A 22,877-nucleotide genomic window follows, 5' to 3' on the forward strand; every position below is an offset into this window, starting at 1 on the left:
CCTCAGGTGGTGGGCGGACGGAGAGGAACGACGTTGCCACGGCTTCCCGTGGAGGGCTCCGCTCTCTGGCTGAGAACGGCGCCAGCAAGGGTCAGATTGGTTACTCGTTGACGGAGATCTTCGAGCTCTATTTTCTGGTTGGCGACGGTCTTCTTGAGTTTTGTGACGGTTTCCCGGAGTCGTTTCTCAGTTTCCGGCATCTGCTGGGTTTCATTACGGACTCGTTCATAGAACTCGTTCCTCAAGTCCGCGTGCCGCTTCATAAGGGCCATGCGGTGGACGTCGGCCTCGGCGGCGAGGGCGACGACGGTGAGACTGCCGTTGGAGGTGGTGGCCTGCCCGGTCAGGAGCCGGTCCATCGCCTCACGGATGCGAGTGCGCTCGTCCTGGTGCTGTTGGTTCATGTGAGGGCCTCGACAGGGTGGGCGGTGGCGTCATGGGTGTCGGCCGTCTCACGCAGCCGACTGGCGTTGGCGTGCAGACGCTTGCTGACCGGGCCGGGGGCATGGGCGGCGAACTGGTCGAGTTCGTCCGCTCGTTCGCGGAGCTGGCGGGCATGGGTATCGGTGCGGACGGTGTTGCCGCAGCCGGGTCGGCAGTCGTACTGCCGCGGGGCGGTCGCACCTGGCTCTGGTTCACACAGCGCGTTGTCATGCTTGAAGGCGCAGATCAGGAACGCGTCGGGGTTGTCGTAGAGCACGATGCCGTCGCGGGCGAGGAAATTGCTGGCCTTCCTAGCGAAGGTTCGGGGGACGATGCGGCCCTCGAAGCGGGGGGTGTGGGCGGCGGCGGTCAGGGCTCGGCGGGCGGCCGGCCCGGAGACATTTTCGCGGGCGGCGACGCGGTCACGCAGTCGGGCAGCGGTGTCGGCGGCGGCAAGGGCCGTTTCGACGTCCAGGATGGCGTGGATACCGCCGCGACCGCGGGCTCCGTAGCCGCTGGAGGTGCGAGCATCGAGGACGGTGCGCATGTGCCCGTACTGAATGGCGAGCGCGACCAGTCCGCCAGGGCGGCGGGCAATATGCCAGGCCAAAGACCTTCTGAACCGGCCCAGTCCGATCGCGCCGTGGGGGTCCTCGGGAATGGTCTGGTCCGACAGGCCCTGCGCCCCGGCCTCGCGGTTCACCCAGTTCACGAAAGACTCGATGCGCAAGGTCAAGGTGTGCTTCTTCAGCGCGCCCGCGTGGCCGTGGCGGGAATGGAACTCGTGGTGGGCGGTGCTGAGGAGGAGCTCTCTCTCCGGGACCATGCGCTCCAGCACGCGGATGGCGTGAACGACCGGGGTGATCGCGACCCAGGGCACTTGGCGGACTTCACCGGCGGAGATGTGGTTGCCGTCGTCGTCGGTGACGTTCTTGTAGTGGTGACTGTGGATCAGGTGCCTCCCGTCGGTGCCGTCGGCGGCGGGTGCGCGGTCGGGACAGCAGCCGGAACGCAGTCCCTGCACCTCCTGGGGGCGCATGCCGGTCAAGGCGAGCAAGGTGATCGTCGCGGCTGTGCCCAAGTGCTTCATTAACTCTGCGGCCTCGTTGAAGTCCACGTGTTCGCGCCATGGCTCGCCGTTGATCCGTCCGGTGACCGGCACCCGCAGCGGACACGGCCCTGGCCGCTCCGCGGCGATCTCCGCGAGGCCGTGCTGCTTGACGAACCTCGAAACCTGGCCACGGTTGGAGCCGGTGAGTGCGGCGATGTAGGTGGTGGCCAGCTGGATCTCGCTTTTCCCCGAATTGGCCGGCAGGGAGTGACCGGCCCGCGCCATGGGCAGCAGCCACTCCTCCAGCGCGGCCCATCCGGCCGGCGCAGCCTTCGTGGCGGCAGCAACGGCGACCAGGCGGCGGCGTTCGGCCCAGGCCGCCAGGATGTCGTCGGCGAAGTCGTCGATGAACCGGATGGCCCAGATCAGCAGCGGACCGAGCACCCGGGGGTCCAGCGGCTCCGTCGCGTTCTCCCCGCCGCCGGCCGTACCGACTGCGGGAAGGAAGTCGTCGACTCCTTCGGTTTCCCACGGAGGGCGGGCGATGCCCGAAGGACGGGCGCTGAGCTGGTCGAACGCCCACAGGTTCGCCAAACGGACGCAGATGATCGCCGCGGTGTCACGGGACACCTGGCCCAGGCGCTCGCTCGCGTATGCCCGCCACTGCGTCTCAGTGCAGGCGGCCAAGCTGGTGATCTGGCGTTCGTGCAGCCAACGGGCGAGCCGCATCCATTCATGGCAGGTGGCGAGCATGTCCGTGCCGCCCGACCGGGATCGGGCCTGGACTCCTCGGGTTTGCAGGTAGGTGGGCCGCAGCTGGCCGTTGATCATCGTCCAGGCGGCGAGTTTCACCTGGTCACGCAGAGGTCCCGGGCAGTTCTTCCAGTGGAGTTTGACCAGACCGGTTCCGGGGTTGTCGATGAGCGGGGCCATGGACCAAATCGGCTCCTGGTAGTGGGAGTTCGGGTGGGTGTTGCCGCGGCTGATCCACTGGGCCAGCACTACGGGGCTGCCCGGTGCGGGCATGGCCAGCAGGTACGTATCGATCTCGGCAGCGGTGCCGACGGTGGTCATGGGGTGAGATCTCCCTTCACCAGGAGGTGGACCAGGGTGCGGTCCTCGTCGTTCACGCGGGCGAGAGCCGCACTCCAGGCCGCCGGGCCGACCTTGTCGCGCAGGTCCTCAAGACGGAGTGCGTGCTCGCTCCACCGCTCGTGCCAGGAGGGTTCCGGCAGGACGGATTGAAGGCTGTGCACCTTCTGGTGCAGGTGAGCAAGCCGGGGGTGATGGCCGGGGTGAACACGGGCGTTGGGGCAGGCCAGACAGAGCAGGAAGTCCGCTCCGCAGCCGCCCTCCGCGTCAGGCCAGGGGCTGGAGGTCTCGTCCGCGCAGTCCGCGGTCACGGTCTGCTCGTGGTCAGGGTCCGGGGCGGCGGCGACGTCGCCGGCGAACACCGCGGCCTGGGCCTGTTCGAGGGCCTCGCGGGCACCGGCCTCGAAGACGCTCCGCGATGCGCGCTGAACATGCTCATCGGGCAGCACGTAGGTGCTCTGATGGGCGCCCTGGCTGTGCTGAAGGGGACGGCCTTCCCGCGTCACCGTCGTTCTGCGCGCCCGCTGGAACGGAGATCCGCCCAGCTCATGCGTGGTCCACCAAAGCTGGGCGTCACCGTTGCCGATGCCGAAGGCGCAGGGGCCCACCGGGCGGGGCCGCTCCGTGCGCTGGTGCCTCCGCTTGGGGTAGTGCATCCGCGCAACCATCAAAAGGTTGTTGTCGGGCGCGAGACGATGAACCAGCGCCCGTCCGTGCGCGGTGGCTTCCAGCGCCTGAGTGATCAGCCTGCCGGAGGAGTCGGCCCCGGAGTCGGTGATGTTCTCCGTGGAGAACCAGCGGCCCCCGCCTTGCCTGCGCTTTTCGATCTGAACCTGATAGGTCACCGTGGCCGTCGACCCGGCAGACGGGGCCGTGGTCGGGGCCGGCAGCCGGTCATAGACGGACAGGTTCCAGCCGAACCGGTCAGTCAACAGCACGCCCAACGCGGTGAGTTCGGAACGGGACAGGAAGAGCCTGCCCCAGGTGTTCTCCGGGCTCGTGCCACCCAGCAGCTTGTGGTTCTTCACGAACTCCCCGCTCGGCATGACCGTGTGCGGGACGTAGCCGGTCCGTGCGAGGTGGTCGAGGACCTCTCCGAAGCGCCAGTCGCGGCTGTCTTCCACCAGGTCACCGGCCCGCCATCTCTCCAGCAGGCGGGTGTTCTCGCGGATCCGCAGCAGAACGGTCCGAAACTGCCGCTGGGCCACCAGCAGCACTCGCTCCCGCTCCTCCTTCCCGTACGACTGCTTGATCGGCACCGTCTGGGGGGTGCGTCGGGCCAGCTCCTCTCCCACCGGACCGTCGGCCAGTCGCGGATCCGCCCTCAGTAGCGGCCTCACCTGACGCAGCACGCTCCTGCCGCTGTTCGTGCCGATATGCCGAGCGCGCCAGCGCTTGAGCATGGCAGCGGTCAGATCCCCCAGGTCCTCAGGAGGAGTCTCCAGCTCGGAGACGAAGCGCGCGAAGACCTTCACGGTGACCCATGAAGCCCGCGCGGTCTCATGGCTGTTCCACCCCACTGACCGGGCCGCGAACACCCTGGCAAGCGACCGCTGCATCGCATCGGCGACCGCGAGCTCGGCGAAGTCGAACGTCTTCTTGTATCCGGCCTTGTTGACGACCGTCACCACGAGCCCGTCGGGAGCCAGCGGCGGCTCGGTGTGGTGGCTGGCGGGCGGCAGGACGGCCCGCCGTCCCCGCCCGGTCACCGGGCCACCCCAAGAACCGCGTCGATGTCCTGGATGCTCTCCGACTCCCGGGCGAGTCTGGCGAAGACACCCTCCAGGTCCTCGACCTGCGGTTCCTCCTCGCCGACGGGCTCAGCCGCGGCCAGGATCGACTCCAGCTGCAAGTGCGCGACCGGCGCGAGGTAGTGCCGCTTCGTCACCTCCACGTCCGCATGCCCGAGGAGGGTCTTCACCAGCCACCACGGATCGCCGAACAGCAACGCGAAGTCCCGCCGGTCCGAGGCAGAAAGCCCGTAACGGGTCTCCACCAGCTGGTTCAGCAGGACCAGCATGTAGAGGGCCATGGAATGACGTGCGGCATGCGGCGTGGCGTACGGACTCTTCCCGCGTACCTCCGCCAGCCGGAACTCCCGCTCGCCCGCCCGCTCCTTGGTCGTGAGTAGGACTTCCTCGCAGCGCTGGTTCGCCACCCTGAAGACGCCGTTCCACCGGTCCGGGGCCATCGGCAGGCCCTGCTCGGTCAGCCACAACCACGCCGGTTCCGGTCCGTCTGGGCCCTCCACGAACAGCCACTGCCGCTCACGCCAGCCCAGACGGCTGAGTTCCTGCCCGCCGACGACGCCGTCCGAGTCGATCCACTCGATCCTCGTCCTCAGGCCGCGCGTCACCTTCGTGAACAGCCGCATCATGGGCAGTCGCTCGTAGCGGCCTTCCGCCTGGGCGCGCTGCACGGCCCACGCGCGCTCCGACTCCACATACGCCTCGGCCTGGCCGACCGCGTCCACCGACGCGTAGAAGACCCGGCTCTGCTTCGACCGGGTGACCGCCGCGGCAACGCGGCCATGGCAGTAGCGGCCGAACCTCAAGCGCTGGCTGGGCAGTTCGAAGGTGAGCAGCGAACCGCCCTCCTGTCGGCGCAGGCCGGAACTGAGCAGCAGCTGCACGAAGCTGGTGTTGCGCAGCTCCGTCCGCGACTCCCACCCCGGCACCGACGTTCCGGTGCGGGTGTGGCCACGCAGCCCGATGTCCGACCACAGTCCCCACGTCCGCGGCGTCAGCCACAACACCCGCGAGCTCACCGAGTCCGCGGCCCGGTCCGCACGCCGCGAGACGTCCAGCGGCATCGGGGAGACCTTCGCCCACCGGAACAACTTGGTGAACGCGGCCGCCTCCCGGTTCCACTTCGTCCCACCGATCCGGCGCGGATTCTGCGGAGCCCGGCATCTCCAGTGCCGGTAATCCGCCAAGTCCTGCCGCGTCGCCCGCCTCCACCAAACTCCGCGCGAGGACAGGAAAGTCAACAGTGACCGGATATCCGTCGCGTAATTCCGCTTGGTCTCCCGCTCCAGATTCCGGAATTCGATGGACCGGACGAAATCCAGCAGATCCCGATCCACCGTGCCGTCCGGCGCCACGAACACCGGATCGCCCGGACACAGACCGATCCGGGCGACCGCAGTCGGCAGGTCCTGTACCCCCAGGACACCCTCAGGCGGCAGCGATCCCCACCGCCCCGGATCCGGCACCCACACCACGCACCACTCGCTCAACCCATGCCTCCCCTGACGCTTGAACACGCCCAATCATCAGGGAAGTCGCGTCGACCACCGTGCGGCGGCCGGCGGCGAGGCGCTTGCCCGCGATGTAGTGGAGTACGTCGAAGGCGTCACCGCTGGCGCTCTGGTCGTTCTCGTCGTCGGCGACGAGGCCGCGGCAGAAGTCGGAGGAGATGACCTCGGTGGGCTTGAAGTGGGCGCGCGCGAAGGTCGACTTGCCGGAGCCGGTGGCGCCGATGAGGACGACGAGGGAGAGGTCGGTGACGGGCAGGGTGCGGGTGTCGGTCGTCTCGTTGCTCTCGGTGCTGCTCATGCGGCCTTCTCCTCCTTCGCGGTCCGGGTCTTCGTGCCGACGCCCATGGTGAACACCGCCATCTGTGTGGGCGGACCGAACTCTCCCATAGGACATACCTCCCTGACAGAATCAGGCCCATGACCCCGACTCTCACAGCAGCGATCGAGATGACTCGCCGCGTGATCCGCTGTTACGCCTATGCACGTATCTCACAGGACCGCACCGGCGCGCACCTGGGTACTGACCGGCAGATCGAGGATTGCCATGCTCTCGCCGATCGGCTCTCCACTCCGGAGGTCCTCTTCGGGATCGTTCAGGTCTTCGAGGACAACGACTTGTCGGCCTACGGCGATTCGATGGATCGGTGCCCAGACCGCCGGATCGTCGACAACTCGGCTGAGGTCCGTCATCTGGAGCTTCTCCAGCCAGTGCGACAGCACCAGCGCCTCGTCACTCGTGAGCTTGATCGTGACCTGGCTATCACTCATGCACGCCCCTATGGTTCAGCCCGCCCTTGACGCACGAACCTACTGGCCTTGGACCTTGACCAAACAAATAGAGGCCCCCGCAAGGGGACGCAGGTGACCCGCTTCGGCGAGATCGCGAGCGACGAGGGCGTAACACCTCTGTACGCCTGCCGGGAATGTGTCCAGGAGCTGCCGGCTATCGCACGACCGTCAGATGGAGCGGATGGACAACTCGGCCCCGAATCGTGGCCGACGCTCGCCTCGCCGACCGGATACGGGCCGTGCACCGCGAGTCGGACGGCACCTATGGCGTTCCGAGGATCACCGCCGAACTCCGCGAAGCGGGCGTGCGAATCAACCACATGCGGATCGCGCGTGTGATGCCGGGGGCCGGTCTGGCAGGCGTGCGCTTTCGTCGCAGACACCGCACCACTGTTGCGGACCCGGCCGCGGTGACGGCCCCGGACCTCATCGACCGCGACTTCACGGCAAGCGAGCCGAACACGGAGTACGTCGGCGACATCACCTATCTCCCGTTGGACGGCGGGAAGTTCCTTTATCTGGCCACCGTCATCGACCTCGCCTCACGCCGCCTGACCGGCTGGGCAATCGCGGACCACATGCGCACCGGCCTGGTCACCGATGCCCTGGCCGCCGCCGAGCGGACCCGCGGCAGCCCTGCCGGGGCGGTCATACACACCGACCACGGGGCCCAGTACACCAGCCGGGCCTTCACCGACGCCTGCCGCCAGGCCAGTGTCCGCCAGTCCATGAGCGCGATCGGCTCCAGCGCGGACAACGCGCCTGCCGAGTCCTTCAACGCAACGTGAAAACGCGAGACGCTTCAGGGCCGCAAGACATGGTCCAGCGAACGCGAGGCCCACCTCGACGCGTTCCGCCGGCTCAACCGCTACAACACCCGACGTCGTCACCCCCGCCTCGGACAACACAGTCCCATCGCCTACGAGACAGCACTCGACACAACATCAACCAACCTCGCCCAAGCCGCATAACCCCTGTCCAAGATTCCAGGTCAAGGCCCGCCGGTGGAGTGCACCAGGATCCGGCGCACCTCAAGCGGGGGATCGCTCTTGCGGGGCCCGGCCAGCGGGTGGGTGTCTTCCAGAACCCGGTAGATCTCGCGCTGTCCGGCGGGGGTGTCCTCGTCGCGGGCCGGGGTGTAGTCCACGACGGTGGCCGCATCGAGGTCGAGTGCGGCATAGACCGCGTTGTCGACCTTGGAAGCGGGGGCCGGGGCGATGAAATCGGTCCCGGCCTGGATCAGGGCGGTGACGTTGCCGTGTGAGATCAGCTTGGAGTCGGCGATCAGCAAGAACTCCTTCAGCCCGGCCATCGCGCGTAGACTGTTCATGGTTCCGGTGATCTGGGAGATCTCCGCGGCTCTGCCGTCGATGACGCGGGACAGGAGCGGGATGCTGCCGTCGCCGGTCACCGCCAGGTCGGTCTGGATCTGCTTGAGGTCGTAGCGGCGGTCCTTGGGGTGCCCGTGCTTGATGCGGGGATACTACTTCGTCCTGATCATCGGCCGGGTAGGCGCCGTACAGCGACATGGATGTCATGTCCCAGTGGAACGTGGACACGTCGATGCCGAACTCGCCGATCGCCCGAGCCCCAACGCTGTCGGTGAACTCGCTCAGTTGCAGGGCGATGGCGTCCAGCGCCCGGCCCAGACGGTCGTCGTTGAGCAGCTCCGCCTCCATCCCGAAGACTTCCTCCACCGCCCACTCCCGGGCCCAGCGATCCACCCGCCACAAGGGCGCGGGCGCGGTCAGCCGGTTGGCCACCAGCACCTCGATGACCTGGCCATGCGTCACGTAGGCGATGTCGCGGCCTGGGCACAGCCGGTCGACGGTCCCGGCCACATCAAGCCGACGCAGGAACCCGGCAGCGACAGGCAGAGCGCCCAGACGCTTCTCCACCACGGAGGTGACCACACATTCCATACGCGGACGCACCGTCCGCGGCTGCGGGGACCGCGAAGACTTCGTCACACCCGGTCAACACGACCACCCCCGCGCCGGACACGGCCAGGCAACAACTCCATCCGACTCAGCCAGCCGCGAAGTACGGAACTAGCGGTGGCCCCAGAACAGGCGGCAGGACTGCGGGATGCGGTACGACCCGTCCGCGGCACGGTGCGCGGACAGGCGCTCGAAGATCCGTTCCTGCACCTTCTTGGTTTCATCGTCGTCTAGCGTGGCGACGGCGGCGCCGAATGGTGGAGCGGCCAGCACTTCCAGAACGGCGGCGAAGTTCGGCAGTGTGTACTCCCACGCGAACATGTCGGTGTTGACCGAGGTCATCCCCGCGTCCCGGAGCCACCGTTCCCTACGGGCGTCCGACGAGGCTTCATCGAAGATTCCGAGGTCCGGCACCTCGTCGGCTACCGAAGACTCTTTGAGGACCGTGAAGAATGCGTGGATCGCCGTATTCAGTTCCGACCTGTCCCACACCGCCACGGCGTAGTGACCGCCGGGCCGCAGGACGCGGGCCGCCTCCGCCGCGGTGTCGCTGACGTTGAGGAAACCGAAGCGCGAGGTCAGGATATCCACCTCGCCAGTGCTGATGGCGAGGTTCTCCATCGGCATGACCTTGAACTCCGCATCGGCCAGGTCATTGCGTCGCGCCTTCGCACGGGCCATCTCGATCATTGGCTCCGAGGTGTCGATACCAAGGAGACGGGTGTCGGGGAACGCGGCCCTGACAGTGAAGCCCGGTTCACCGGTACCACATCCGAGGTCGAGCACCAGAGCGCCTGGGGGCGGCGTCGGAAGGCATCGCACAATCGCATCCGATACCGGCTGCGGCATGCTGTGGAGACGGTCCCAATCGCGGGCCGCTTGGTCGTAGTCTGGCTGAGACATGGCATTCCTCGGAAGTTGGGGTCCAGGGGACCGAGTCTGACTGTCGGCGTAGCGCCAGCCGGGGACCGGCGTCTGGGGCTTGTCGCGATCAAGGATGATCGGCCAGTGCCGCACCGAACGTCTCGGCCGCGAGGGGCGGGTTCCGCAAGGTGAAGACCCCGTCCTAGCGCACCGCGTCCACGCCTGTTCCTTTTTTCGGCATGGGTACGCAGGCTCCTGTAATCGATCACGACGTCGACTTAATCACCGTCCGTGCGCGCGGGACCTACGAGAGCTCTACTGGTCCATACGAGAGCGTGCGCCGGAGCCCGCGTGCATCCCCCGATAGCATCGGACACATGGACCTGGTGAGCGAAGTGATCCGCACCGTACGGGTCGGCACCGCCGGCGGCCGCCTGATCAGGCAGCCGAGCTCCCAGGGAATCCGGTTCCCCGACTTCGACGGCAGCGGGTTCCATATCGTCGTGCGAGGCACATGCTGGCTGATCACCGAGGCCGAGGAGCCGGTCGCCTTGGGGCCAGGCGACATCGTGCTCACCTCGTCCGGTGCCGAGCACGGCTTCAATCACGTTCGGTGTGCGTTGAAAGACCTGCCACCTGTGGTGATGGGCCCGGCTCCGCCGACACCGGGGCCTTTCGACTTCGAGTTCCTCTGCGGCGCCTATCTGCTCGAACACGGCCGCGCACCGCGGTACCTCCGTGCGTTGCCCGACCTCATCACGGTGTCGCCGGACTACGACCGCTACCCCCAAATGCGGGCGCTGGTCGATCTCCTCTGCGCGGAAGTGTCCGGCAGGCAGTTGGGTACCGAGGCGACACTGCCCGCGCTGCTGGACCTGATCCTGGTCAACGCGCTGCGGCAGTGGTACGAACAGCACGGTGCGGCCGGGTGGCCGACGACCGACGACCCCGTGATCGCCGTAGCCCTGCGTGAGATCCATGAAAACCCACGGCAGCAGTGGACAGTGGAGCGGCTGAGCAAGGCTGTAGGGATGCCCCGCACGGCGTTCACAAGGCGCTTCACCACGGTGGTGGGTCAGCCGCCGATGAGCTATCTGATCAGCTGGCGGCTGGGTCTCGGTGCCCGGCTGCTCCGGGAGACCGACGCCACGCTGGCGACGATCGCCCGCGAGGTCGGGTACTCGACCGAGTTCGCCTTCTCGGGCGCGTTCCGCCGCGAGTATGGTGTGTCGCCGAGCCGCTTTCGCCGCGCTCCGGCAGCCGCTTGCGCCGCGGACGACGCCTCTTCCGAACCTGCGAGTGCCCAGTGACCTGGTGCAATGGCGAGTGATGAGCGCGAGTTCGACCCTCGTCACCCGTTCCAAACGGACTGGATCTGCTTGAGATCGAACCTGCGGTCCTTGGGGCGCTTGTACCCGACCCGGGGACACTCCTCGTCCTGGTCGTCGGCGGGGTAAGCGCCGTGCAACGACATGGACGTCATGTCCCAGTGCATCGTCGCCACATCGATGCCGAACTCACCGATCGCGCGGGCACCGATGCTGTCGGGTGTCTCCTGCAGGTGCGGAGCGATCGCGTCCAGGGCCCGGCCGAGCCGGTCGTCGTTGAGCAACTCGCTTTCGATGCAGAAGACCTCTTCCACAGCCCAGTCCCGCGCCCAGTCATCCACCCGCCACAACGGTGCGGGCGCGGTCAGCCGGTTGGCCACCAGGACCTCGATGACCTGGCCGTCGCATGGGCGGTCTCCCGGCCAGGGCACAGACGGTCGATGATCCCGGCCATGTCCAGCCGACGCGAAAACTCAGCAGCGACAGGCAGAGCGCCCAGACGCTTCTCCACCACAGCGCTGACCAGGCATTCCATACGCGGACGCTGCGATCGTGGCCGCGGGGACCGGGAAGTTCTCATCACGCCCGGTCAACGCCACCACCCCCGCAACAGACACCGCCCGGCCCCCGACTCGACCTGAATCAACGACCCGCGAAGTACGGAGCTAGCGGCGGCGCGCGGTTACCGGGGTCTGTCAAACGAACGGTACAACTCGGGTTGTTGAGAGCTACTGTCGGGCTGCGGAGAGTCGGCCGTCGAAGGTGATGTCGAAGGCGTTCAGGGCGGTTTTCCAGCGCATGGTCCAGCGGGCCTGGCCCTTGCCGCTGGGGTCGAGCGAGACGATCGCCATGTAGACGCACTTCAAGGCGGCCTGCTCGTTGGGAAGTGACTGCGGGCCTTGACCGCCCGCCGGATCCGCGCGTTGACGGACTCGATCGCGTTCGTCGTGCAGACGATGCGGCGAATCTCGGTGTCGAAGCGGAGAAACGGCGTGAACCCCTCCCACGCGTTCTCCCAGAGCCGGACGATCGCCGGATACTTCTTGCCCCAGGCATCGGCGAACTCAGCAAAGCGCTCGAGTGCGGCGTCCTCGGCCGCCGCAGTGTATACGGGCTTGAGAACCTTCGCAGTCTTGTCCCAGTCCTGGCGGGCGGCATAGCGGAAGGAGTTCCGCAGGAGGTGGACCACGCAGGTCTGCACGATCGTCTTCGGCCAGACGGTCTCGACGGCGTCGGACAGGCCCTTGAGCCCGTCGCAGACGAGCATATGGAGAACGCGGTCGAGAAGGTGGAGGTCTGGTTTCCGGTTCATCCTCCGCGAGGGTGATTTCCGGAGGACACGGAGAATCTGTGCGCGACGAAGTGCGGTGATGAAACGGCCGTGGAGAACGCACCCTTCCTTCAGGACGGTGTGGCTGAGGACGAGGTGATGCGGTTTCAGACCGACTTCGACGGGCTCCACTGAGCTGTCAGGCGGGTGAGTTCCGCGGGCAACTGCACAGTCCGTGTGGTGCCCGTGCCCGCCGGTCCTCTAGCCGCGCGCTTCATGAAGCGGGTTGTCCGACGGGTGGTCAGGTAATCGAGAAGTGTCTCTGACCAGCAAGAATGAGGATTGTCTAGGTCCTTGTTCCTGCTACCGTCGGAGGCACTTTTCAGGTGAGGAAGACTATCGGGTGCTACCCGCGTGTCCGCGTCGAGGGCGGGGGCCGTGGGGTGGTGTCCCAAGCCGGAGCCGTGCTGCTGGTCGAGACAGCCCGCAAGGCTGGGCTGGACCAGGCGATACCGGCGGCGCCGGCACCGTGGCGACGCCCTCGGGCGGTGCACGACCCGGGAAGATCCTGATGAATGTGGCCCTCGCGGTCGCTCTGGGCGGGGACTGCCTCGCGGATGTCGGGATGCTGCGCGTCCAGGATCAAGGTCCAAGGCCCAACTTCTCCGACAGATGGACCCACTGCGATCCGGCTGGAACTTGAAAGCGATCGCGTCGATCACCTCCCGGTGATCCCTCCATCGACCACCCTGCTTCGGCAACCGGTCCGGAAGCAACGGCTCGATCCGCGCCCACTGCACGTCAGTTAACCTCGCGCTTTCATGAAGCCTGGTGTCCGACGGGTGGTCAGACAAACGAAAAGTGCCTCTGACCAGCAAGAATGAGGATTGTCGAGGTCCTTGTTCCTGCCACCGCCGGAGGCACTTCCCAGGTGAAGAAGCGTATCGGGTTCTACCCGCGTGTCCGCGTCGAGGGTGGTGGCCGGACAGTGGTCTCGCAGGCCGGGGCGGTGCTGCTGGTGGAGACGGCCCGCAAGACCGGGCTGGACCAGGCGATATCTGCAGTTCTGACACCGTGGCGCAAGCCGCGGGCGGTGCACGATCCGGGGAAGATACTGCTGGATGTGGCCATGGCGGTCGCGCTCGGCGGGGACTGTCTCGCGGATGTGGGAATGCTGCGGGCCGAGCCGGCGGTGTTCGGGCCGGTGGCTTCCGACCCGACCGTCTCGCGGCTCATCGACACCCTCGCCACGGCCGGGCCGAAGGCCCTTCACGCGATCCGTGCCGCGCGGTCCGAAGTACGCGCGCGGGTATGGAAGTTGGCCGGGACGTCGGCGCCGGATGCCGCAGGCGAGGTGATCGTGGACCTGGACGGTGTGCTGGTGCTGGCGCACTCCGAGAAGCAGGACGCGGCTGCGACCTGGAAGAAGTCCTTCGGCCACCATCCGCTGATGGGCTTCGTCGATCACGGAAGCGGCGGCACCGGAGAGCCTGTCGCGGCCCTGCTGCGGCCGGGGAACGCGGGCAGCAACACCGCGGCCGACCACATCACCACTACCCGACTCGCCCTGGCCCAGCTCCCCAAAACGGCATCGGCGAGGCCGGTCCACACTGATTCGCACCGACTCCGCGGGCGGTACTCACGAGTTTTTGGCCTGGCTCTCCAGGCGCGGGAGGTGGCTGTCGTACTCGGTCGGGATGACCATCACCGACGCCATCCATCAGGCCGTGCTCAATGTCCCGGCCTCCGCCTGGACACCCGCCGTCGAACCCGGAGGCGAGATCCGCGAGGGCGCCTGGACCGCCGAACTCGACGGCGACGTCCTCAAGGGCTGGCCCAGGGGGATGCGGCTGGTGGTCCGCAAGGAACGGCCGCGCCCCGGAGCCCAGTTGCGCTTCACCGATGCCGACGGACTACGGCTCACCTGCTTCGCCACCAACACATCGGACGGGAAGATCACAGACCTGGAACTGCGGCACCGCCGACGGGCCAGGGCGGAGGACCGCATCCGCAATGCGCGTGCCACCGGTCTGCGCAATCTGCCCCTGCACGACACCGCCCAGAACCAGATCTGGCTGGAGATCGTCCAGCTCGCGCTCGACCTGCTGGCCTGGCTGCCCATGCTCGCGCTGGCCGGCAGGCCCCGGCTCTGGGAGCCCCGCCGACTGCGGCAGCGGCTGTTCTCCGCCGCCGCTCAGCTGGTCAGCACCGCCCGTCGGCGGCACCTCCGGTTCGCCCGCCAGTGGCCCTGGATTGACGTCATCACCGACGCTGTCCGACGCCTCGACGCCCTTCCAAACCCAGGCTGACCAGCCTCAACAGCCCCTCCCTGCACCAGCAGCACTCCCGCCGGAACCGTGGAAACCGGCGTTCAGCCGGCACGACAGCCGCGCTGCCACCCTGCCCACAATCCGTGCGACAAGCCGAAACGGCCCACCGAAAGAACCGACCAACCGTCACGAAAGATCGAGGTTAACGGCACACCCAGACCAACGATCAGATGATCCGAACGAAACGGCTTAGCAGTCCTTCTTCTCAGGTACCTGGTTCTGGTGCTCCCGCTCGGCCAAGCGTGCAGCAGTGCCGGCCGCTGCGTGCAGTTGTCGCACAGGCACGTAGGCATCGTTGACGTCCACGGGGCTGCCTCCGGCTGCGGTACCCCCACCTGGAATGTAAATAGCGCTGCCTACGGCGACGGCTGCCGTTCCATGGCGCGGGACAGCCATCGGGGCAAGCTTCTGCCACTTGTTCCGGACCGTGTCGTACGCCTCGGTCTCGTCGAACACGGTGTTGGGATTGTGGCCGTCGTGCTTGCCCTCGCCTCCGAAGGTGTAGATCTTCGTGCCGACGACAGCGGAGGCCAGGCCGCCTCGGGCTGTCGGCATGGGTGCCCCCTGAGACCAGCGGCCCGAGCGGAGGTCGTAGAAGTAGACGGTGTCGCGCACGTTCACCTGCCCCCGATCACGGCCACCGACCACGTAGAGCTTGGTACCGATAATGGCCCCGCCGACGTGGTCACGGGCTTCTGGCAGACTCGGCAGCCTCTGCCACCGGCCGGTGCGCACGTCGTACGAGGACACCGTGTCCACGGTGTCCTGAAGGCCCCCCGGCCCCGGCGTGAGAGTCCGCATGCCTCCAGCGAGGTAGATCTTGCCGCCGTGCACGCCTACCGCAGCGCTCCCCCGCTCAAGGCCCACGGGCACGGACGGCAGCCGCGTCCACTCGTTCGTTCGGGTGTCATAGACGAAGCTGTCACGCAACGCCTGCCAACTGGCGCCGCCGGACAGGGCGCCGATGACGTAGATCTTTCCGTCAACCACAGCAACATTCGGGTGGTTCATCTCGACCGGCAGGGGGGCGGCGCTCGCCCAGGTACCGCGTTCTGTGTCGTAGACCTCCACGCGTCTCGTGGTAGTGAAAGCACCGGTACCGTCAGGACTTATGCCGCCGATGAGGTAGACCTTGCTGCCGACGGCGGCCAGGCCGTGCTCCTGCCTGGCTCCGCCGGCGATAGGTGCCAGCGGTCGCCAGCCCTTCCCGTAGGAAATTTGTGGTGACACCGTTGCCTGCGCGGTCGGCGTAGGAGATACATGCTGGCCCTGATGTGCGTGAGCTTGCGGGATCGGACCGACGACGAGGGTGACTCCGAGGAGGAGGGACGGCCAGTTCTTCACAACGACAACTCCCTTGCTAGGTGCTGGATATCGGTAGCCGTGATGACTCGGGTGATCGAGTGAGTGGTGCGGTCGGCAGAACGCCTGTCGTGGTCCACGGTCCGGGCGTAGGAGCCACTGAGCGTGGTGGTGTCAGGCGTCGCTCTTGAGCATGGCGGCGGTCACGTCGCGGCTGGCGACACCCCTGCCGGCGCGACGACTTCGTCGATGAGCACGACGGTGGTGGGACGTCTTCGGCGGTGAGGGGAGCCTGCGGCAACCTTGAAGTTGGCGAAAGGTATGGGTGTTTCTCCCTGAGTGAGGTAGGGGTCCGTTGCCGAACTTGATCAGTTCAGTGGTTTCGTCACACCACGTCCCCGTTGGCCCGCAGGATTTAGCCGTTCCGTCCACCAGCAGTGGAGCTCCTTCACCGTCTCCTCAGCGGCAGCCGCGTCGCGGGCGTGGTTCACCACGACGGCAAGGCCTTCCCGGGCGAGCTTGCCCGGAACCGCCCGGCCGTTTCCGCGCGATCCGCCGGTGACGATGGCATCCCGCGCGGCCGCAGGTTCACGACCTTGCTCGTTCGTCGTCATGTCCTCCACGATGCACGGCGCCCACCGGCGTAACCAGGGGGTGTCAACCCCTGGGTCCGCGACCCCGCCAAGTGCAAAATGGTGGTATGGGTTCTGCAAAATACGCCGAGCTGGGTACTTTTCTGCGTTCGCGGCGTGAACGCATCCGTCCGACCGATGTGGGACTTCCTTCAGGGCCTCGGCGCCGGGTGCCCGGGCTGCGCCGTGAAGAGGTCGCCCAGCTCGCCGGAGCATCAGTGGACTACTACAACGAACTCGAACGCGGAGCGGGGTCCCAGCCGTCCGAGCAAATGATCGCCGCACTGGCGAGGGCCCTGCGCCTGAGCGCTGACGAACGCGACTATCTGTACCGCCTCGCGGACCGCCCGGTGCCCATGCACGGCGGAGCCGCCTCACACGTTCACCCCGGGATGCTCGATCTCCTCAATCGCCTGACCTCGACACCTGCACAACTCATCACCGACTTGCACGTAACGCTCGTGCAGAACCCGCTCGCGGTAGCGCTGATCGGAGACCACTCCGACTTCCGAGGCACCCGGGCCAGTCTTCTCTATCGGTGGTTCACCGACCCTGACACCCGGAACCTGTATCCAGAAGCCGACCACGATATTCAGTCCCGCGCCTTGGTTGCCGACCTTCGTGCAGCCGCCGCCCGGCGCGCTGACAGGGACACCGAAGCCACTTCGATGATCAGCGCGCTGCTCGACGTCTCCCCCGAATTCGCTGCCGTATGGGCCGAACACGACGTCGCGTTCCGGCGAGATGACCGCAAACGCCTCAACCACCATGCGCTCGGAGTGATCGAGGTCAACTGCCTCAACCTGTTCACTGAGGACGGAAGGCAGCGGCTGCTCTGGTTCACTCCCGCAGTCGGTACGGGCAGCGCCAACCTCCTCGACCTGCTTGCGGTCATCGGCACCCAGGAAATCGTCGAACCGACACACTGAGGCGGTCGGGTGGGTACCGGCTCGGGCCAGGATCCGGTCGAATCCTGGCCCGAGCCCCCCTGAGCGGGTCACTTCCGTTGCGGTCGGGGGCCGCCGCTGCCTACAACGCCAGGCAGACAGACGGAAAGCTTCACTGTCGTGTCAGCCCAACTGCCGCAGGTCGGAGAGAACTGCTACTGAACGGGTGTGCATCGCTCGCGGCCACACGAAGTAGTCACCCGTTGCCATGGGGACGTTCGGCGCCGAGCCGAACCTCGCGCCGGTATTCGCGGCAGTCCGGAAGTGTTGATCCATCGGATCGTGAGATGCGTTGTGCCTGTTGAGCCGGGGCCGGCTGCTGCCCTGCCGTGTGCTGTCCGGCCTGGGACCTCTGGGTGACGCCCGGTGTCTGTTCAGGCTGGGATGACGGAAGTTTTCATGGATGGGCGTACTGGAGACAACATGCGGTCCGAGGACAAATCAAGGCTTTGTACTTCCCCTCCGACAGCTCGCCCGCCCTCGTCGATTTGGGCTTACTACCCAAAGGCACCAGGAGAGGTGCGCCCGACTGGAGAACCAGGCCAGGAGGCGGATGCACAACCCCCTCAAGCCCTCCCATGGGGCGAATGCGGCGGAGCGGCACGTCCTGACGCAGGCGCAGATTCCGATGGTGACGCAGCCGCTCGGCAGTCGGCACGCGCGCCCCAACTGTCCGGCGCATACATACTAGTTACAAACCGCGTGGATCCAAACCCCGATATTGGATGGTCACCGACATGGAAGCACCAAGCGTGAATGTCGTCGCAGGCAGCACTCAAGATCTACCGAACAACTGGGGCCGCTGGGGTGATGATGATGAAGGAGGCACGCTCAACCTGATCACCGAAGAGGCCCGAACCAGAGGTGCCGCGGAGGTCCACTCAGGGCGGGCGGTGTCGCTGGCGATACCGATCCGGCCGACGCCGCTCATCAGCGGCCCCTTCGCTCCTTCCACGCAGGACGCCTCGCCGGTCCAACAAGTGATGGTGTACACCGGTTCTCCGGCGATCGCGACGGCTGAGATGATGATGGTCACCAATCACCATCCACGCTCGACACACCTCGACGCACTGGCGCACATGCCGCGCGACGGGCGGGTCTACCCGGGACGGCTCCTGGGAGAGAGCGTGACACCCGCCGGAGCACAGCACGGCTCCACGACGGCGTTCGCCTCCGGGATAGTAACCCGGGGCGTCCTGCTCGACCTGACGGTCAACGGCCCACTGCCCAGCGGCTATGCGGTTACCTCGCGAGACTTCGACGCAGCCGAGGAACGCCAGGGTGTGCGGCTGGAGTCCGGGGACGCCCTGGTAGTGCGCTGCGGATGGCCCATGACGCCCGATCCCGCAAGGCCCATGCCGGGGATGAGTCTGGACGCGGTGCGATGGATGCACCACCGTGGCGTCGCGCTCTACGTCGGCGACATCGGCGACGCGCATCCTGCGCTGGACCCCGCTTGTCCCGCCCCGCTGCATGGAGTCGGCCTGCCACTGATGGGCATGCCGCTGATCGATGCCGCCGAGCTGGAGGAACTCGCCGCGGTCAGCGCAGAGCTGGGGCGTTACGCGTTTCTGCTCATGGCGGCACCGCCACGTATTCATGGTTTGACCGGGGTGCCTGTTAACCCGCTCGCGCTCTTCTGAAAGAACTGCCCACAGCGTCAGCTGTCACGTGCCAACCGAGAAGTGATGCGGTGCGCCTCGGCAGTCATGGGGCCCCTGGACTCGGCCAGAGGCCCTAACGGCCGGCATTTGGACCTACCTGACCAGCTTTTCGCTCCGGTGATACCCAGAAGCCAACGCCGCCGTCGACTCGCCGGTCGACCTGGCGCCGGTCGACGGCTGGCAGGTGACGGGGCAAGGCCGGCGCCGGTCAGTGAGACACCGAACTAAGCCGGCCACCCACCGCGCCCGAACCACACGGCGACCAGCTCCGCGACGATCGAGACCACGACCTCCTCGGACGTACGTCCCCCGAGATCGAGCCCGATCGGCGACTGTCAGGTTCGCTCATGTTCTCCCATGGGAACGGGGCGCCTCAGCGAAGCGCATGCGGCCCTATGACCGACAGGAGCTGGAGCTTCTCGTAGCTCTCACTGCCGGGAATGGCGGTGTAGACGATCAGGAAATGCGACTGATTGGGGGCGCGGAGTGTTTGGCAGGTCAGCTCCAGTGCGCCGACATCGGGGTGGACGAAGTGCTTCACCTCATCGGGGCGGATGCCGACCTCGTGGTCGTTCCACACCTCACGGAACTCTTCACTCTCAGCGAGCAGTAGGTCGACGTGGTGGGCCGCGCGAGAACCTGGGCCCCGCAGCGTGGCCACCCCTCGCAGGCCAGAGGCGAACATGCGGGTGAGGAATGGATGGCCGTCAGGGGCGTAGAGCTGTCGCGTGGCGGGATCGGTGAACCATCGGTAGCCGATGCTGCGGGCCGGGCCGCTGAAGACCGTCAGGTCGCCGGTGAGCGCGACGGCCAGCGGAGTCTGCCGCAGCGTCTCGCCGAGCTCGGAGACGATCTCCGCGGGAGTGTCCTGCAGACGGTCGAGGATGCGCAGCAGGCCGGGGCTGATGTGCTCATTGTCCGCGCCCCGCGGGGGCGGGTTGTGTCCGGCGAGCCGGAACAGGTGATCGCGCTCGTCGAGGGAAAGGTGGAGTCCCTGCGCGATGGAAGCGATCATCCGCTCGGACGGCTGGGGGCCGCGCCCCCGTTCCAGCCGTGCGTAGTAGTCCGTCGACATGCGGCAGAGGACGGCCACTTCCTCTCGCCGCAGCCCATCGGTGCGACGGCGGCCTCCGCGCGGCAGGCCGACGTCTTCGGGTTGCAGCGACTCCCGGCGGCGCCGGAGGAACTCCGCCAGTTCGGTCCGGTCGATCAATATATGTACCTCTCTCACCAGTGCACATCCTTCAAAGCTCATTTGTACCCTCCGCAAATCCCCGCATCCACGGACTGTTGATCCCCCATTCGCGTATTGACGCGGCCGCAGCGCCGACCGACCTTTCCAGCTACGGACCTGGCGGAACCTGGCCCCCCGCATCAGCGGATCGGGCAGCCCTGAATAACGCCGACGTCTTCCACAACAGTGGGGGCAACGGCACAACTATCTGGGGTGGACGTTGTCACGCAAACATATCGATATCGCCGTGCCCGACCTGTCCGGGAAGCGTGCTGTGGTCACCGGGGCAAGTGACGGGATCGGTCTTGGGATCGCGACGAGGCTTGCCGCGGCGGGGGCCGAGGTGCTGCTGCCTGTGCGAAATCCGCGTAAGGGCGAGGCGGCGCTCGCCTCGATCCGGCAGGCGAGTCCCGACCCGGACGTGTCGCTCCGTGAGCTCGACCTGTCGTCTCTCGCTTCCGTCGCCGCCCTCGGCAGGACGCTGCTCGAGGATGGCCGGCCGATCCACCTGCTCATCAACAACGCCGGTGTGATGACCCCGCCCGACCGGCGGACAACCGCCGACGGGTTCGAGCTCCAGTTCGGCACCAACCACCTCGGCCACTTCGCCCTGGTGGCCCACCTGCTGCCGCTGCTGCGCGCCGGCCACGCCCGTGTGACCTCGCAGGTCAGCGTCGCGGCCAACCGCCACTCCATCAACTGGGACGACCTGAACTGGTCGCGCTCCTACGACGCCACGAAGGCCTACAGCCAGTCGAAAATCGCGTTCGGGCTCTTCGGCCTCGAACTCGACCGGCGCAGCCAGGCAAACGGCTGGGGCATCACGAGCAACCTCTCCCACCCCGGAATCGCCCCCACGAACCTCCTCGCCGCACAGCCCGAAGTCGGCCGCGACAAAGACACCCTGAGCGTACGCATGATCCGGTCCATGTCCGCCTGCGGCATCCTCGTCGGAACCGTCGATACCGCACAGCTCCCTGCCCTTTACGCCGCCACCTCTCCCGACGCCCAGCGCGGCGGGTTCTACGGGCCGAGCGGACTCGGGAACTTGGGCGGCCCTCCCGGAGAACAGCAGCTCTACTCCCGCCTCCACAGCACCGAACAGGCCCAACGCGTCTGGCGCATCTCCGAACAGCTGGCACAGGTCTCGATCCCGAACGGCTGAGAGGCTCGACGCATTCTCTGTGGGCGCCGCCTCCCAGGGGATCCGCCCGGCCTCCGGCTCAGCGCCCGGAAGGCCCCCAGCCAGTTCAGCCACAACACGCTGATGTCGACCAGGGCCACCCGCGGCCTGTACCGCCGGACCAGCTCGACACACACGACACCGTCCCGGGTCACGCCCGCCACGCAATACCCGGCCGCGCATCCAAGGACGGCACGCAAGTGGCTGGACCGCGACGTTCCCGCCCGTCCCCGCTCGGGTCTGCCCCGAACAACGTGATCACAGCCGCAGCTCGTGATCTTTCGAAGCAGGCCCAGCGCCGGGGCCCGCTGACTCTCTCCAGGAAGGGCATCCACCATGACCACTAGCAAGGCGCCCTCTTCGGCTCGGCAGGGCAGTCTCTGCAGGCCCTCCGGAGAACCGAACGATATCGCCCTGTTCCTCCGGCGGTGGGTGCGGGCACCGGGCCGCATGGGCGCCATAGCACCCAGCTCCCGCCACCTGGCCCAGGCAGCCTCCGCTTCAATACCCGAACGCGGTGAGCCCGTGGTGGTCGAACTGGGCGCCGGCACCGGCCCGTTCACGGTTGAGATTCAGCGCAGGCTCGGAGGCCGGGGACGCCACCTGGCCATCGAGATCGATCCGGTTCTCGCTCAGCGTCTCCAACACCGCCACCCGGGGGCGGAGGTGATCCAGCATGACGCCGGGGACCTGCGGCAATTGCTGGACGCACGGGGCATCCACCGCGCGGACGTGGTCATCAGTGGCCTTCCCTGGGCCCTTTTCCCGCCCGCCACCCAGCAGCAGCTCATGGCCGCGACGGCCGAAGCGCTCGGCTCTGCGGGTACGTTCACAGCCTTCACCTACGTCCACGCCGTTCCCCTGTCCGCCGCTCGCCGCTTTCGCGCCCTGCTGGCCGAGAGCTTCGAGGAGGTCGTCCCCAGTCGGACCGTGTGGCGCAACACGCCCCCGGCGTTCGTCCTCCACGCCCGCCGGCCCCGCAAAAGCTAGTGCCGTAGCAGTGAACGTTTGCCCTGTCGTGCTGTGACGCGACGTTCGGGGTCCTTCTCAGGATGGGGGCGGCGGTCATGGTGTGCGGGTGGCAGAACGAGTACGCGTACGCGGGATCGACGATGACGAGGGCCGGCGGTTGCTGCGGATCATCAAGGTCCGTGTCCTTCGCCGACGGTGACCGGCCGCCCGCATCGCTTACCTCCTGGGCCCGAACCCGGCCACCGTGCACCGCACCGCGTCCTCACCCGCCACGGACTCGCCCGCCCGACCCGCCTGGACCGTGCGACCGGCCGCGCAGTCGGCCTTGGCGGGCTCCTCGGCTCGTCGTCCCTCAGCCCTCGCACTTCCCGAGGGCCGAAGCAGATCCCGGACTTGACCACGCTGGAGTGGCCTGGCAGCTCTTGGATGGCAACGACGTTCGTGCCGTTGTGCTGCTAGGTCGGAGGCCGGGAAGGGCCTCAGCGGATACGGCGTGAGCGCCGGCCTGATGAGACAGATACCGGGCGACCGTATCGGCCGGCCCCCTTCGCGGGGCGTCGTCGGTCACGAGTCCGCCGGGGCCATCACCGTAGCGAC

At 67.2% G+C, this 22,877-nt stretch carries 17 protein-coding genes and 5 pseudogenes; 8 read left to right on the plus strand and 14 right to left on the minus strand.

Annotated elements, in window-relative coordinates; genetic code table 11:
• Positions 1-2 precede the first annotated feature (2 nt).
• From ACFWV8_RS16630 to ACFWV8_RS16655, 6 genes are all read right to left on the minus strand, one after another.
• A complete protein-coding gene (locus ACFWV8_RS16630; protein ID WP_384201938.1) occupies positions 3-404 on the minus strand; it encodes a hypothetical protein in 402 nt (133 codons plus the stop codon).
• Complete coding sequence (locus tag ACFWV8_RS16635) at positions 401-2,548, minus strand: integrase (RefSeq protein WP_384201941.1); 2,148 nt, start codon at positions 2,546-2,548, stop codon at positions 401-403. Before ACFWV8_RS16635 ends, ACFWV8_RS16630 begins: the two co-directional genes overlap by 4 nt.
• A complete protein-coding gene (locus ACFWV8_RS16640; protein WP_384201944.1) occupies positions 2,545-4,275 on the minus strand; it encodes a hypothetical protein in 1,731 nt (576 codons plus the stop codon). The genes ACFWV8_RS16635 and ACFWV8_RS16640 overlap by 4 nt, the downstream gene beginning before the upstream one ends.
• Entirely contained in the window at positions 4,272-5,675 is a 1,404-nt protein-coding gene (locus ACFWV8_RS16645; RefSeq protein ID WP_384202009.1) for a site-specific integrase, read from the minus strand. The genes ACFWV8_RS16640 and ACFWV8_RS16645 overlap by 4 nt, the downstream gene beginning before the upstream one ends.
• Positions 5,676-5,742: 67 nt before the next feature.
• Positions 5,743-6,123 carry an AAA family ATPase gene (locus ACFWV8_RS16650; protein WP_384201947.1) on the minus strand — a complete coding sequence of 127 codons (381 nt, stop codon included), beginning with the start codon at positions 6,121-6,123 and terminating at the stop codon, positions 5,743-5,745.
• 191 nt (positions 6,124-6,314) lie between these two features.
• Positions 6,315-6,593 carry a hypothetical protein gene (locus tag ACFWV8_RS16655; protein WP_384201950.1) on the minus strand — a complete coding sequence of 93 codons (279 nt, stop codon included), beginning with the start codon at positions 6,591-6,593 and terminating at the stop codon, positions 6,315-6,317.
• Positions 6,594-6,784: 191 nt separating this feature from the next.
• Here ACFWV8_RS16655 and ACFWV8_RS16660 point away from each other — a divergent pair.
• A pseudogene (locus ACFWV8_RS16660) lies at positions 6,785-7,585 on the plus strand (IS3 family transposase); the annotation flags it as partial.
• Between the two features lie 20 nt (positions 7,586-7,605).
• Here ACFWV8_RS16660 and ACFWV8_RS16665 read toward each other — a convergent pair.
• From ACFWV8_RS16665 to ACFWV8_RS16675, 3 genes and pseudogenes are all read right to left on the minus strand, one after another.
• Entirely contained in the window at positions 7,606-8,025 is a 420-nt protein-coding gene (locus ACFWV8_RS16665) for a hypothetical protein (RefSeq protein ID WP_384202021.1), read from the minus strand.
• A 223-nt stretch (positions 8,026-8,248) separates the two neighbouring features.
• Positions 8,249-8,536, minus strand: a pseudogene (locus tag ACFWV8_RS16670) (DUF4277 domain-containing protein); the annotation flags it as partial.
• 129 nt (positions 8,537-8,665) lie between these two features.
• Positions 8,666-9,457: a class I SAM-dependent methyltransferase gene (locus tag ACFWV8_RS16675; RefSeq protein ID WP_384201953.1), complete on the minus strand. Its 792-nt coding sequence runs from the start codon at positions 9,455-9,457 to the stop codon at positions 8,666-8,668.
• A 338-nt stretch (positions 9,458-9,795) separates the two neighbouring features.
• On the opposite strand from ACFWV8_RS16675, the gene ACFWV8_RS16680 reads away from it, so the two are divergent.
• A complete protein-coding gene (locus tag ACFWV8_RS16680; protein WP_384201956.1) occupies positions 9,796-10,728 on the plus strand; it encodes an AraC family transcriptional regulator in 933 nt (310 codons plus the stop codon).
• 41 nt (positions 10,729-10,769) lie between these two features.
• Here ACFWV8_RS16680 and ACFWV8_RS16685 read toward each other — a convergent pair whose 3' ends face one another.
• Both ACFWV8_RS16685 and ACFWV8_RS16690 read right to left on the minus strand, forming a co-directional pair.
• The gene (locus ACFWV8_RS16685) at positions 10,770-11,177 is read right to left on the minus strand and encodes a DUF4277 domain-containing protein (protein ID WP_384201959.1); all 408 of its coding nucleotides are present in this window, start codon (positions 11,175-11,177) and stop codon (positions 10,770-10,772) included.
• Between the two features lie 297 nt (positions 11,178-11,474).
• Positions 11,475-12,010: pseudogene (locus ACFWV8_RS16690) on the minus strand (transposase); the annotation flags it as partial.
• Between the two features lie 392 nt (positions 12,011-12,402).
• On the opposite strand from ACFWV8_RS16690, the pseudogene ACFWV8_RS16695 reads away from it, so the two are divergent.
• Together ACFWV8_RS16695 and ACFWV8_RS16700 are read left to right on the plus strand one after the other, a co-directional pair.
• A pseudogene (locus ACFWV8_RS16695) lies at positions 12,403-12,686 on the plus strand (transposase); the annotation flags it as partial.
• Between the two features lie 261 nt (positions 12,687-12,947).
• Positions 12,948-14,325, plus strand: a pseudogene (locus ACFWV8_RS16700) (IS1380 family transposase).
• Between the two features lie 210 nt (positions 14,326-14,535).
• Here ACFWV8_RS16700 and ACFWV8_RS16705 read toward each other — a convergent pair.
• Positions 14,536-15,690 carry a Kelch repeat-containing protein gene (locus ACFWV8_RS16705; protein WP_384201962.1) on the minus strand — a complete coding sequence of 385 codons (1,155 nt, stop codon included), beginning with the start codon at positions 15,688-15,690 and terminating at the stop codon, positions 14,536-14,538.
• A 326-nt stretch (positions 15,691-16,016) separates the two neighbouring features.
• On the minus strand, positions 16,017-16,262 hold the full coding sequence (locus tag ACFWV8_RS16710; protein ID WP_384201965.1) for a hypothetical protein: 246 nt from the start codon (positions 16,260-16,262) through the stop codon (positions 16,017-16,019).
• Positions 16,263-16,348: 86 nt separating this feature from the next.
• On the opposite strand from ACFWV8_RS16710, the gene ACFWV8_RS16715 reads away from it, so the two are divergent.
• Both ACFWV8_RS16715 and ACFWV8_RS16720 read left to right on the plus strand, forming a co-directional pair.
• Complete coding sequence (locus ACFWV8_RS16715) at positions 16,349-17,209, plus strand: helix-turn-helix transcriptional regulator (RefSeq protein ID WP_384201967.1); 861 nt, start codon at positions 16,349-16,351, stop codon at positions 17,207-17,209.
• Positions 17,210-17,964: 755 nt separating this feature from the next.
• The gene (locus ACFWV8_RS16720) at positions 17,965-18,870 is read left to right on the plus strand and encodes a cyclase family protein (RefSeq protein ID WP_384201970.1); all 906 of its coding nucleotides are present in this window, start codon (positions 17,965-17,967) and stop codon (positions 18,868-18,870) included.
• 394 nt (positions 18,871-19,264) lie between these two features.
• On the opposite strand, the gene ACFWV8_RS16725 is transcribed toward ACFWV8_RS16720, so the two are convergent.
• Entirely contained in the window at positions 19,265-20,107 is an 843-nt protein-coding gene (locus ACFWV8_RS16725; protein WP_384202012.1) for a helix-turn-helix transcriptional regulator, read from the minus strand.
• A 238-nt stretch (positions 20,108-20,345) separates the two neighbouring features.
• Between ACFWV8_RS16725 and ACFWV8_RS16730 the strand changes: the two genes are divergently transcribed.
• Positions 20,346-21,290: an SDR family oxidoreductase gene (locus ACFWV8_RS16730; protein ID WP_384201971.1), complete on the plus strand. Its 945-nt coding sequence runs from the start codon at positions 20,346-20,348 to the stop codon at positions 21,288-21,290.
• 468 nt (positions 21,291-21,758) lie between these two features.
• Complete coding sequence (locus ACFWV8_RS16735; RefSeq protein ID WP_384201974.1) at positions 21,759-22,298, plus strand: class I SAM-dependent methyltransferase; 540 nt, start codon at positions 21,759-21,761, stop codon at positions 22,296-22,298.
• Positions 22,299-22,877 lie beyond the last annotated feature (579 nt).

Origin of the sequence: Streptomyces sp. NPDC058665, from assembly GCF_042714995.1 — a bacterium.
Classification (GTDB): Bacteria; Actinomycetota; Actinomycetes; order Streptomycetales; family Streptomycetaceae; genus Streptomyces.